The organism is Actinoplanes sp. NPDC049265, from assembly GCF_043197135.1.
GTDB lineage: Bacteria > Actinomycetota > Actinomycetes > Mycobacteriales > Micromonosporaceae > Actinoplanes.
This window is the reverse complement of sequence record NZ_JBICSP010000048.1, coordinates 1-12,481: the sequence shown is the minus strand read 5'-3', so window position 1 is coordinate 12,481 and position 12,481 is coordinate 1. Positions and strand designations below refer to the sequence as shown.

The window sequence follows — 12,481 nt, the reverse complement described above, 5'->3', positions numbered from 1 at the left end:
CGATTGCTTGTCTTACCGGGAGCCTCACCCCGCCCAGCTATCGACTCCCTCGCCCTGCCCCCACCTGAACGAACCCAGATGAAAAGTGCTCACTGGTCATACTGGCGGCGCCGCCATCAATACCGGGCTCGAACCAGTCACTACCTGCGCAGACTCAGGATCTGAAAGTGCGGCTGGAGTACTAAGTCGGTGTCCGGACGGTGCTGGGCGCGACGACGTCGAGACTTACACGAGCGGACCGTACCGGGCAGCGTAGTTTCTGAGACATCGCATTATCGCGACCCTGCAAGCCTGCTGATCATTGCTGGACGGGTCCCGTGGTGGCTTGGGCATCGAATCCGTGTAAGTGACCATTTACCGGAAGCGAGCCAATGACGCCAATGTCGCAAAGACCACGTTTGCCGTCGCCGTGCGCGCGGCGGACCAAGATCGCCGAGTTCGTGAGACAATCAATCATTGACGTTGCTGTGTACGTCCGCTGGAGGCTAAGTTGGGAACTTGGGATTGCGGGCCGCTCGATAACGACACAGCAGCAGACTGGTGCATGAATCTCGACGAAGCGGATCGTGCAGATCGCCGGGAGATCGTTCACACTACTCTCACCGAAAAGCGAAGCGATCCTCAAGAGATAGTTGCTGCAGCTGCCGTCGTGGCGTCGCAGATTTCCGACGGCCCAGTGATGACGAGCAATTTCGGGCCCAAATTCGTCGTCCGCGGTGAGCCTTTGAACGTCGCGGACCTGAATGTGGAGGCGGCAGCGGCACTGGAAAAGGTAATGCATTCGCGGAAATGGAATTCTTCATGGCCTGCTGGAGAGGAAAGGAACGAGGCCATACGGAATCTCACCGCGCTACGGGCAGTGCTTCTCGCTTCAGACGGAACGCCTCGGAAAGAATCTTCTAGCGCAACAATTGAGATGCGTGGCTTCGACGACGACCCGGCTGAACGCGATTCGCTTAATAGGAGTGTGCTTGTTCAGGTCTTGACGGACTTGCTGTTACCCAGCCAGGACGTCAAGAGTGCGCCGCTGACCACTGGGCCCAAAGTAATCGGGATAGAGGGCGCTTGGGGATCAGGAAAAACTAGCACGATGAATCTCATCTACAGGAATATCAAGGCGCGCGAGAGAGAAGAAGATGAGAGAAGCGCCTTCTCGCTCACACTCATTGATCGGATCACAGCCATCTACCGATCGAGGCGCCTAACACCATGGGAGGCTTTACGCACAACATCCAGATTGCGCTCCGGCGACCTTCGTCACTCCCTCAGCGACGCGGCGAATGCCGAGCAAGGTCAGGAGGTTTCGGTACCGATTGTTACCAGATTCAATCCATGGGCGCATCAAACGAGCGAACAAGTTTGGGCTGCGCTCGTTCGTACCGTCAACCAAGCTGTGATTCCCCACGTCTTTCGGTCCCGAGGGGAACAAAATAGATTCTGGTTCACGGGAAACGTCGCACGCCTTGACGCCGGTCCTATTCGGCGCGCAATCTGGAGAGGTGTCATTTCGCTCTTGCTGCGCGTCTCCGTATTTGCTCTGATTGTTCCGGTTGTCGTCCAGTTCCTTCGTTCTGACTCTAAGTTGTTTTTATGGGGAATCACTGAAATCGACATGGCTTTGCTACTTCCAATTTCCCTCGCCTCTGCTGGACTGTTTCATACGGCAGTGATGCTGTTCTTTGGACGGGTCGACGCGCTACTTCCTGCCGAGTTGTTCGTGGGCCCTGTTTTAAGCAACACTGTAGCGGTCCCAGCCTCCAGTAGTTTGTTGCAAGATCCGTTGTACTTTGCTCGATCCGGTTACCTCTATCTGGCGCAGCATGATGTCCAGAAAGTGCTGAACGCGATGAGTGAAGCGGGACGAGACCTAGTCATCTTTATAGACGACCTGGATCGATGCAGTCCTTCCGCGACGGTCGAAGTCCTGCAGGCAGTGAACCTTTTTGCTTCAGGTGACTTGAAAGGTTGCCGATTCGTCCTTGGCCTCGACCAATCAATTGTGGCCGCGCAGATTACGCAGTTCTATGGGCAGGATTCCAGCGGCTCGGCGATGACCATCGGGGATGATCCGTCTCCCGGATGGAGTTTCCTACGAAAGATGATACAGCTAACGGTATTCTTGCCCAACCTTAACGAGGACGACATCGCGCTCTACGCAGACGCGCTCCTTGGTCCTGAAGCCGGCCTCCCCGACGCGATGAACAACCTGCAAGTACGGGGACCGGGTAGCGGCAGCGCTTCCGAGCAGCAGCCGCTTGCGAGACGAGAAGATGTAGACCCCCTCCACATCCTTGGGTTCAGCTCCAGCAGTGCTTCAAGCGTTTACCAAGTCCGCAGCCAATTGATAGAACGCCATCCAATTGTGCGCGAATTTCTTCGTAATAGGATGGCTTCGAACGCGTACATTTCGGCGCGCGAGATCAAGCGTTACTTGACTGCGTGGCAGTTCTATCTCCGCGTGACTGTCAGCAGTAAAGAACAAGTTTCCGAAGAAGACGGACTTCTCGTGGCCTACCGAGTCGCGGGCGCCAGCGAAATTATGGTGCGCTGGCCCTCGATGATCCGTCACGTGACTCGAGTAATCGATGGTCAGCCAGCGCTAGCCAGATTGGCCGCGGCCATCAATGACGATGTTGCTTGGGGGAAAGCGGTCGCAAAAGTTTCACTAGACAAGGAGATGCACAATCGAGCCGTCAAGGGGCTTAGGAAGCTCTTACAAGAAGGCGACGCGTTCGCCGTAGCGGAAACCACGCTGAAATTTCTCTAGTCGCCTCGCTTGATCGGTGTTCCTGACAAGCCACTACACCTGAAAATTCGACTCCTTCGGGTTAAAGGCGAAGCCGCGTCGATCGCCGAGCAGTTGCTTGGCGGCGAGCTAAGAGTCCAACCGCCGTCGCGGTTCCCGAACCCATGCCAAAAGCAATTACTCCGGGCCAGGGATGCCCTTCGTTAGCGAGGTGGATCAAAACGAAGACGCTAAAGCTGTGTCCGAGCAGGACGGTGCCTGCCCTTAGACCCCAATGCGCCCACTCGATACGCCGTGCGTTTCGCATGTGGCGAAGCGACTCGTCAACGAGTGACGCTGCCAACTCTGGATTGCTTCTACGCCACTCCGCAGCGCGCTCAAAGGGGAGCAAACCAGCCCATGCGTCTTGGGCCGACTGCGGAGTCTCATCAGCGGGCACTCAAATCGCCTCCGGCGGACGTCGGATTCCAGCCCGGGGGAGGACCGACTTCAAGAAATACGCTGTCTAAGAACGCTTCGGCCTCACGAACATCTTCCACAAAGACGTCATAAAGAACTTTACGCGGTGGTGGAGGAAGGGGAATGACTCGTGAGATTAAGCCGATAAGGGAGCGGATTCTGCTAGCTCTCGGTTCGGAATTCGTCGAACGATCGTGCAATTTCTCCCTGAACTGCGTAAAGTCCTTTTGCATGGCGCTTTCTAGTGCAACAATGAAATCTTGCGAAATGTGTCCCTCGTTCGCCAGGCGGTAGGCATATGGCGGGATAGTAAGCGGGACGCTAGGATCCCCGTTGTCTATGAGAATCGGCCCGCCTTCTACCTCACGTCGCTCGAAAGCGGTAGAGCCTATCGACTCTCCGAAAAAGTGCGCGCCGCCCAGCCGGGGGCTTAGAGCGTAAAGCCGCCTACCGCGAACAAGCTGAACTTCAAGGATGCCTAGCTGCGTCATCCTCAGCAATGTGCTCTCGTCGGCTGCGTAAGGAATCAGATTGATTACTTCAGTAGCCGTCAGGGCCGTTCTTTGATCCGCCAAAGCAAAGATCACGTGACGATATTCGCGTTTTTCGAAGATTGGTCCTCTAGGGCGTCTTACGCCCGGAAATGGGATACTTCCGTCCGGGTCCAGATAATAGGCGTCTCTAGAGATCTTAAAAATAACCGCTCCTACCAGACCACTACTTTCCGTCTCGGAAAGGCTGCTCTTGTTAAGGGCAGTTGCAAGGTATTTGAGTGTTTCGCTAGTCTCGCCGGGAGTCTCGAGCCATCTGTTGAATGAGCGTGCAGACGGCTTGTTACGATTCGCAAAGGCTTGATCGCCGCTTGCTTCGGCCCAGACATTCACCTTATTAAGATCTGCGTTCAGTGCGAAGGATGTCTGGTCTGTAACGACGAGGCCGACCGATACGAGCTCATCCAGCGCTTCGCGGACCTCAGTCGGACCGGCATGTGATTCCGCCGAAATCTCGTCCGGGCTCAATGCAAATGCGCTGCAGGCTAAGGCCAGAACTACTCTGCGGATCATCGCTTTATCCGCAGTGCCAACGTCCGCGCGCATGCCGTCAGGCTAGTGAGCGTGGCCCCTCGAGGCAACGGCTCTCATGAAAACCTCGGATTTTGCTCAGTGAGGAGGCAATTGATCATTCATTGAGCAGCAGTTGCGCGAGGGTATGGCGGACCTGGCTAGTACTCCAGCCGTGCTTTCGGGTTCGACGTCTGCGCAGGTAGTGGCTGGTGCGCGCCTCGTATTGATGGTGGCGCTGCCGCAACGCTGACCGTACTATCGACGCTTCTGACCTCGCGTCAGTGGATCTTGTGACGGGTTGGATGGCCGGCCTGGATGATGTGATGGACCTATCGCGGCCCGGCTCGAGCGGGCCAAACCACGCCACCGGGCGCGGGGTTACCTGCTCGGTCTGCTGGCGCCCAAGCCAGTCGTACTGGTCGATGCGGGAGCCGTACCGGCGACGCATCTGCTCATCGACCTCCGGTTGGCATCCGGTGGCTTCGGCGCTGCTGTGGACGCTGCCGGTCAGACGAAGCACTTCGGCGTCGGCAAGCGCTGCCGCAATCGCGGGCAGGTCGTCGTTGTGGAAGGGACGCAGTCAGACCTTGGGTCGGTCAGTACCGGCTTGACCGCGGACGGGGGTCTGCTCACCGCACGACATCAATGACCACCGGGTGACACCCCGTACCTGAGCCCGACGCAATACCGGTATCCGGATTTGCCGCGAGTCGCGTGCTCCGACGATTGCCCGCTGGACTCGTCGCGGAGGATTGCAGGCGGGTGGTCCGCCTCAGCTTGGCGTCCCCGGCCACTGGAAGACGAAGGCTGTTGGCGGAAGCTCGTCCTCAACGAGTAGCTGGACGAGCTCGTCGAGCAGCCGGTCCAGGCCGCTTCGGTCGGCAAGTTCATAGTGCTTGTTCACGACCCGGTCGTCGGTCAGGCGCACCGTAGAGACGTCCGCCTCACCGCTGCTCCAGATTGTGACTTCGACCAGCCAGATCGAGGATTCGAACTCGACACCCGTGACCGGTTTCCCATGGTTCGGGTGAACGGGACGCACGTTCTGACGCAACTCCAGCGCAGCCCATGTGCTTGCTCGTTCCCGGACCGCCGGTTCCAACTCTTCAAGCGGGAAGACCACAGCGACATGATCCCCCTCCATCGACCATGAGGCGGGTCCGGATCTGCCGCCGGGCGGGTGCCGTGCCCTCCAGAACGTTGTGGACCGGGAGATGGGGAGTTTGTTTGGTAGGAGCGGTGTCCGCTGTGGTCACGTGGCGGCGCTACATTGGTGATCTTCACGTGTGTTGTGTCGGTGTCCTCGCCTGTCGGGGCTCGCGGCATCGACCTCGCGAACGGCTGCGACCCCGGCGGAGGAAGTTCATGGATTCGTACACGATCACAATCGCGCCGAACGACGACAGCGGTGCCGCGACCCGGCTGGTGATCGAGACCTCCGGTGATCAGGTCCGGATCACCGATGTGCATCTGCACGCACCGCAGGGACTGTCCAGTGGGCACATCCCGACCGTCGACTTCGATCTGCTCCTGCAAGCAGTGACTGGCACCGTGACCCCGTCAACCGCTCAGCAAAGCGGTGAACGGGCCGAGCTGAGCGCTGCGAGCGGGACCCCTGCCCTTGAGGCAGCTACCGCTGACAAGCCGGTCGCACAGCCCAGTTCTTCTGAGGTGCCTAAGGGCCGTACACGCAAGAGCGCGCCGCGCGCCGCGGCCACGCCGGCGCCCCGGCGGGCACGCGCACGTAGTGCCAACGCACCGTCCGGCGACGAAACTGGTGCGCGGCGGCGGTCGGCAAGAACACCCACCGAATGGAAGACGCGTACGGCCAGACAGGCCCCGGCGGAGGCAGCCAGGACGGCCGCGGCAGCGAAGACCCCGCCCGCGCCGGCGCGGAAGCGGACCGCTACGAGCGCCACACCCTCCGCGGAGAAGCAGACAGCCGGGAAACGAACCCGGGCGGCCGCTACCACCGCGGCGCCTGTCACGGGCGGGCGGGTCTACCGCGTCTCGCCCGACGATCTCGCGGCGGTCTTCGAGCAGATCGGGACGGCGGCAGGCGTAGCCGCGCACTATCAGGTGCCTCGCCACACCGCCCAAGGGTGGATCAGACGCCTGCGCGCCAAGGCGTGACGTCGGCAGAGCCGACCCGATGAGGCAGCCGAGAAACCTTTAGCCCCGGCGCCGCAGGGCCCGACACAGCGGGGGCCAGCCATGGTCTATGACCTGTGCGAGACATCGACCGTCGGCGCGATGTGCGGGGCGAGTTCACCGGCGAACAGCTGCCCGATGTCATCCTCGATCGGATTGTGACCGCCGCGCACGCCGCGCTCAGCGTCGGGTTGCCCCAGCCGTGGGACTTGGTGGTCGTGCGGGACACCGCGTTCCGCACAACGTTCCACGAGCACGTACACCGCGCTCGTCGACGCCGCGACGAATCCAGGCCGGCGTGTCGTACTCGCGGGTACAAGAGCGCCGCCCTCGGCAAGGACTGACTGCGGTGAGCACCAAGACGCGGACACCTACCGAGAGCGGCCGATGCCCAGGATAACTGCGCTGGTCTCGTCGATCTGGTCGGCGAGGCTGGGGTACCCCCGGCATTGCGGCAGCGTACTGATTTGCCGCTGATCGAGCGGCTAGGTGTGCCGCCTACTGGCTGTCGCGTGAAGGGCCTACATGTGACAATCGTCAGGTCCCGACAACAGGCGCACCGGGGCGCCCGAGGCCCTTGGGCCGAACCGGTCGGAGTACGAGGCGACTCTCGGGGCGGTTGCACGCGTGAGGCGCGAACGGCTTCCTGAATAGGCGCGACCGGACCCGGGCGTACCCCTTCCTGTTCGCACTCTTCTGCCGCTGGTGTGGCGCGCGATGAAGGTGCATTTGAAAGTGATCGACGCCACGACGCGCGTCAGGACCGTTCGACCAGGTACGGAGGAATGGCCTGAGGTTGGGCTTACGGCCGCGTCGGGCCGTCGCCGCCAGAGGTGAGGATCTTCTGCATGCCGGCCCTCAGCCGGCGTCGGTCGACAGGCTTTACCGCGAGCCGGAACGTCAGCCAGCCGTCAGCGTCGTCGATCCTCAACGCATCGACGGCCTCGTCGGTGAACCGCAGGGCCAGCTCCTTGTCAGACACCGTCCAGTCACGCAAGCCGTTCGCCACCACGCCGTGGGCGGGCTCGAGGCATACGGTGTAGGGCTCCTGCTCGTCAGGGTCGAGCTGAACGATGATCCCTCGACCCGCGCCATCAGCATGTTCGGCCGCCCAAACCGAGAAGATCCCGTCGACCACCCCGGAACCAGCCAGGCTCAATGTTTCCGGCGGTCCATCGATGCACCACGGACAGACGACCGGCTCCGGCTCGGGCAGCACCGGGACCGCCCATATCCCGTCGGCCAACCCGAACTTGCCCTGCCAGGCACCGTCCTCGCCCTCCCAGGCCTGCACGATCCGGCGGCGCGGCCCTCGATGCACCTGGTAGACCAGGCCATCGACCTGCACGTCGCCGCAGTACGTGACGCTGCCGTGCCCTGAGCGCGTGTCCAGCGGTATAACCGCATAGCCGCCGCGGCCGGCGAGGAAGGACCAGTGCTCGACAGCCTCCCGGCGACCCGCCTCACCGTCCTGCGGCGCATCCGACCGCAATTCGAACAGCAAGGTCGAGGGGTCCGGCAGACGAGCCAGTGCCGACAGTTCATCGAAGGTAGACATCGCCGCGCATAGTAAGCCACTGCCGTGGCGACCGTGAACGACCAGCTGCGCCAGCGGCCCCGAATAGAGATGAACGTTGTCCCAATTCGGCTGCAGTGGAATCCGAATGACCGGACGGTGAGCGACGCATTCATTTGCCGCGATGAGGCGCGCTAATCTTGGAGCGTTCTGGCACGGATTATCCCCCACCGCTGTATAGATAGATCCAACCTGACGGCTGGGTCTCCTCGTTGGTCAGCACGTACACATGCCAACCGGCACCACCGCGCCGTACACGAAGCCCGCGGGGAGGGTTGCGGCCTTCATCGCCACATCGAACGATCTGGGTTCTTCCGTCCCAAGGTCCCCCACGCAACCGAACTCCGACATGGCCGCTGACTGTCTCGCCTTGCAGCCAGCGTCGGATGAGGTCCAAATGCGAGTCGGTGGACGGCATGCCGGCATTCGACCACGCGCCGCTCGGCGTCGCCAGCCGAATCGGAGCCGATGAGCTAACGACCTCCGTGCCGCATATTCGGGGGACTCGTCGGCAAGATCGGGTATCCGGATCTGCCGCGATCCGCACACCGCCCGAAGCCACAACGCGCTACCGCTTCTCGCGCGGTACCTGCTTTACCGGGTGCTCCATACTGATGAGCGCTGAGGAAGGTGCTACCCCAAGATGGGCCGTAGCTTCTCGCGGCCGCCCTCGCTGCCTTTCCTCGGTGGCATGCCGCGCCCGACGACCCTTACCTGTCCGGCCCAGCCGTAGACCTGTGCCGGCTTCGGGTGGTGCGGCCGGGTGGCGAGCTCCGGTTCTTCGAGCAGGTTGCGCCGTCCGCATTGGCGAGCCGCGCAGGTTCGACCGCGCGGGCTGGTTGTCCGCTGACGGCGTCCCCGAGCCGCGGCACTCGCGGCTGGCCGCGCCGCTGGGCCGTGGCGTCCACTTCGTAGAGTGGCTGGTCGTGCCCCGCGAATCCGCCGCCGCGACGCTGGCCGCGCTGCTCGACCGGTCGATCGCCCGGGTCGGTGAGCTTGCCGCCGACGGCCGCTGCTTCGACCGCGGCGAGGTGGTCCGGGCCTGCGACGTCTGGGACAACAACACCGGCCCGTTCTTCCGGGTCGCCTGCTCACCGTGGTGGGCCCGGGAACGCCGGGGCCGGCAGGCGCTGTGCTGGCTGGCCGACTTCGGCGACCGGCGACGGGACTGGGTGGCCGGCCTCGTCGGCGACCGGCTGCTGCCCCCGGCCCGTCCAGACCCGCCGTTCCACCGCGACCGCCGCGGCGTCGTGCAACCGGCCTGGGACGTGCTGACCGCGACCGCCCTCGACTACCTGACCCGCGACTACGACCTGGCCGGGGCCGAGGTGACCGGCATCCACGTGGAACGGGCCGGCGCCGCGATCACCGGACGGGTCACGCTGACCGCACGGCGCTTGTTCGACGCGCCCGAGGCCACGGTGCCCGCGGTTGTACGGCTCATGCTCGGCGACATCCGGACGGTACGGCTCGACAGCGCGGACGCGACCGGCGCCGCGGCCGACCTCGGGGCCGGCGGCGTGACGATCCGGGCCGGGTCGCGAGGGGTGCTGGCCGGCGCGGACGCCACCTTCATCGTCGAGGACGACCAGTGGCACCTGTCGTCCGGCGGGCGCGCCGCCGACGCCCGCGCGGCCGACCTCGTCCGGGGGGACCGCCGGCCGCTCGACCGTCCGGCGCTCGGGGTGCCCGCCTCCAACGCCTCCTTCGTCCTGCACCGGGCGATGCTGCTGATCCGCTCGGTCCGGTACGCGAAGTTGGTAGGGAGGGCGCCGCTGCGCGAGCTGAGCGCCGGACTGAAGGGGGCCGGCGAGGCGATACTGTCGGCCGCGCACAGCGACCGGGCGCTGCAACGCCTCCACGACGGCTGGCTCGAGGCCTGCCCGCAGCTGGCCCGGGAACTGCACCGCCAGCTGCCCGACAATGCCGCGTTCCGGGCCGTGCCGGTCGGCGACCCGCCACCCGACCCGGCGCCGGCCAACCACGGCCAGCTCACCCTGGCCTCGTTCGGCCGCGGCGGCGCGACAGTCAACTTCGCCACCGGCGACGACTGGGAGCTACGGTCGGCCGAGCTGCCCGGCGCCGAACGGATCGTCCTGGACACCGCCGCGTTCACCGAGCCGCACCCCATCTCGTACGACGCCTTCGCGATGGGCGACGATGTACTGACAATCAGGTGACGCCCTAAGTCGCGCTGGCTGGTTCGGGCATTGAAGTCGTCAGCGCTGTGGGTCTTGTTGTGTCGGAAGCGCTGGCCAGAGGATCAGCTCGACGTCAGCGCGCCGGCCGATCTCGGCTGTCAGCAGCCGGTGCAGAAGCAGGCCTTCCTCGGTGTAGGCGGTGGCGTGCTCGGGCGCCCGCCAACCGTGCTCGTGGTGGAAGTGTCGCTCGAAGTGTTCCTGCCATGCGCGCAGGCGGGTGGCGAGTTCGGCCGAGACGCCGAGCAGCGTGGGATCTGTTTCACCTTCGTCGCCGAACAGCGGCCAGTCGGCGCCGTACTCGCTCATCAACCGGATGTGTTCCCGGTCGTTCACGCGGGCTCCTGCCCTGGGAGGTGTCGGGTACGGAGCTCAGCCAGCAGGTGGTCGCGGTAGTCGTCGAAGGTGGCGATGGCGTCGTCGAAGGTGTCGACCAGTGCGATGAGTGGGTCCGGGTGAGCGGCGTGCAGGACGGCCGGCAGTGCGAAGGATGGGCGGTGCACGGGCACGCCGAACTTCGGCGTGTCTGGTTCGGCGTCGATCACCGCGTCGGTGACGCCCGCCACCTGGAGTGCGTCCGGTGCGACCCAGGCGTGCATAGTGTCGGGCGTGTCGAACGGGGCCGGTAACGGGTCGCCGCGGTCGAGTGCATCCAGGGCGTCGCGGGCCCAGCCGAGCTGGTCGAGACCGGCGATGGCGAAGGCTTGCCGGGCGAGCCAGCGTGCGGCGTCGCGCTGGGCGGCGGGCTGCAGGGCGTCGAAGGCGAACAGCAGGTCGCCGTACCCGTCGTGCAGCATGCCCCAGGCATGTACGCCGAGCTCACGCAGCCGTGGCGTGGGTCGCCGACCACCCCACTCTCGTAGCTCGTAGGCGGGTTCTCGTTCCTGCTCCTCGCGACGCTTCCGCTCTGCCTCCGCCAGCGCCGCAGTAGCTCGCTGCTCTGCCTCCTGCTGCCGGTTGGCCCGCGTCTTCGGATCTTCGGGCAGGCGAAGCCACAGGTCGGGCGGCCCGGTGAACGCACGGGCGTCTACCGCGGCCGGACCGGCCCGGGCGCAGCAGTATGCCAACGGATGACCTACGAAGAGGTACGCCCGGAGCACCTCATCGGCATCGTCGTCCGGGAACGCATCCGCGCCGCCGGGATGCAGGTCCCAGCCGACCAGCGTGCCGTCGACCGACAGAGCGCCCTGATTGCCGCTCTTCGGGTTGCCGGACACGCCATAGCTGACCGTGCCGCGGCTGAGTTTGTTCAACACGTCCCCGCTGGCCGCCAGATAGCTGCCCCACTGGGCTACCACGCATCCGCCGGGCACCTCGGTCACGCCGACGATCGTCTCCAGCTCGTCGAACTCGTACGGGTCTCGCAGCAGCAGGCCGGTGTCGACGCCCTCCAACAGGGTCGCGCCGAGCCGCCGCTGCGCCTCCGCCGCATCGATTCCGGCGATGCAGCCGAAACTCGACGCGTACGGGTCACAGCCGGCCAACACGTCGATCAGCCGTCGGCTGGCCTCGACCGCGGCGCGCTCGCCGGCCGACAAGGCGACACCGGCAGGGACAGCGCCGAACAAATCAGGGTCGGGACCAGCCAACGCGAGCCGGCCCGGCGACCAACCCGCCATCATCGGCCGCCACGGATCAGCACCCGACTCGAACAACACCTGCGCGTTCGCAGCCTCACCCGCCATGACGGCCTGCCACAGCGCGGTGCGCCCCCACCACATGGCGTCCACGTCGGTGTTCCGCCGGATCAGCAGCGCCACCGCTGCCGGGTCACTAAACATCGCCGCGTCGTGCAACGCCGGCCTTTCCAGGCTCTCCGCTTCCGGGCCCACACCAGCAGTCTCACAGACCGCATCGAGTTTCCGAGCTGGTCTCCGGAATTGGCCGGTCGACTGCGCCGGCTCGGATCGCGATGATCACGCCGTTGCCCGCTTCCGGGTTGACGGCGCAGTGCAGACCCAGGTCCGTTATGCGACCGTCGCGTACGTTCCACTGTCCGGCTCCGGCGTCGCGGCCGAGCGCGGGCACGTTCGGCAATAACGGCATGTACCCCGGCGATGAAAGCAGTGGAACGGGCCTGGCCGGGTGAGCCGGCCTTATCCCAACTGGCAACCGCCGGTTCGACGTCGAGCGTGTCGCCTACCGCGACTGGCCGTGGATAAAAGACGGGTCCGGTCACAGCTGGAATCTATAGTGAGCACTTTTCATCTGGGTTCGTTCAGGTGGGGGCAGGGCGAGGGAGTCGATAGCTGGGCGGGGTGAGGCTCCCGGTAAGACAAGCAATCGA

General features: G+C 64.2%; 9 protein-coding genes. 4 read left to right on the top strand and 5 right to left on the bottom strand.

The features are described 5' to 3' along the window. Nucleotides 1-544 precede the first annotated feature (544 nt). Complete coding sequence (locus ACGFIO_RS44160; RefSeq protein WP_392837255.1) at nt 545-2,767, top strand: P-loop NTPase fold protein; 2,223 nt, start codon at nt 545-547, stop codon at nt 2,765-2,767. Between the two features lie 407 nt (nt 2,768-3,174). Here ACGFIO_RS44160 and ACGFIO_RS44155 read toward each other — a convergent pair whose 3' ends face one another. Beyond that, nucleotides 3,175-4,302: a hypothetical protein gene (locus ACGFIO_RS44155; RefSeq protein ID WP_392837252.1), complete on the bottom strand. Its 1,128-nt coding sequence runs from the start codon at nt 4,300-4,302 to the stop codon at nt 3,175-3,177. Nucleotides 4,303-5,041: 739 nt separating this feature from the next. Beyond that, nucleotides 5,042-5,392 (bottom strand): hypothetical protein, encoded by a 351-nt coding sequence (locus ACGFIO_RS44150; protein WP_392837249.1) that lies wholly within the window; start codon nt 5,390-5,392, stop codon nt 5,042-5,044. A 242-nt stretch (nt 5,393-5,634) separates the two neighbouring features. Here ACGFIO_RS44150 and ACGFIO_RS44145 point away from each other — a divergent pair, with 242 nt between their 5' ends. Both ACGFIO_RS44145 and ACGFIO_RS44140 read left to right on the top strand, forming a co-directional pair. Further along, a complete protein-coding gene (locus ACGFIO_RS44145) occupies nt 5,635-6,402 on the top strand; it encodes a hypothetical protein (protein ID WP_392837247.1) in 768 nt (255 codons plus the stop codon). Between the two features lie 95 nt (nt 6,403-6,497). Then, the gene (locus ACGFIO_RS44140; RefSeq protein WP_392837245.1) at nt 6,498-6,764 is read left to right on the top strand and encodes a nitroreductase family protein; all 267 of its coding nucleotides are present in this window, start codon (nt 6,498-6,500) and stop codon (nt 6,762-6,764) included. 458 nt (nt 6,765-7,222) lie between these two features. Here the strand turns inward: ACGFIO_RS44140 and ACGFIO_RS44135 are convergent, their stop codons facing one another. Next, nucleotides 7,223-7,978, bottom strand: coding sequence for a hypothetical protein (locus ACGFIO_RS44135; RefSeq protein WP_392837242.1), 756 nt, complete (start codon nt 7,976-7,978; stop codon nt 7,223-7,225). A 944-nt stretch (nt 7,979-8,922) separates the two neighbouring features. Here ACGFIO_RS44135 and ACGFIO_RS44130 point away from each other — a divergent pair. Further along, nucleotides 8,923-10,176: a hypothetical protein gene (locus ACGFIO_RS44130; RefSeq protein ID WP_392837239.1), complete on the top strand. Its 1,254-nt coding sequence runs from the start codon at nt 8,923-8,925 to the stop codon at nt 10,174-10,176. A 39-nt stretch (nt 10,177-10,215) separates the two neighbouring features. On the opposite strand, the gene ACGFIO_RS44125 is transcribed toward ACGFIO_RS44130, so the two are convergent. Together ACGFIO_RS44125 and ACGFIO_RS44120 are read right to left on the bottom strand one after the other, a co-directional pair. Continuing rightward, a complete protein-coding gene (locus ACGFIO_RS44125) occupies nt 10,216-10,530 on the bottom strand; it encodes a hypothetical protein (protein WP_392837238.1) in 315 nt (104 codons plus the stop codon). Beyond that, the gene (locus ACGFIO_RS44120; protein ID WP_392837235.1) at nt 10,527-12,026 is read right to left on the bottom strand and encodes a hypothetical protein; all 1,500 of its coding nucleotides are present in this window, start codon (nt 12,024-12,026) and stop codon (nt 10,527-10,529) included. The genes ACGFIO_RS44125 and ACGFIO_RS44120 overlap by 4 nt, the downstream gene beginning before the upstream one ends. Between the last annotated feature and the right edge of the window lie 455 nt (nt 12,027-12,481).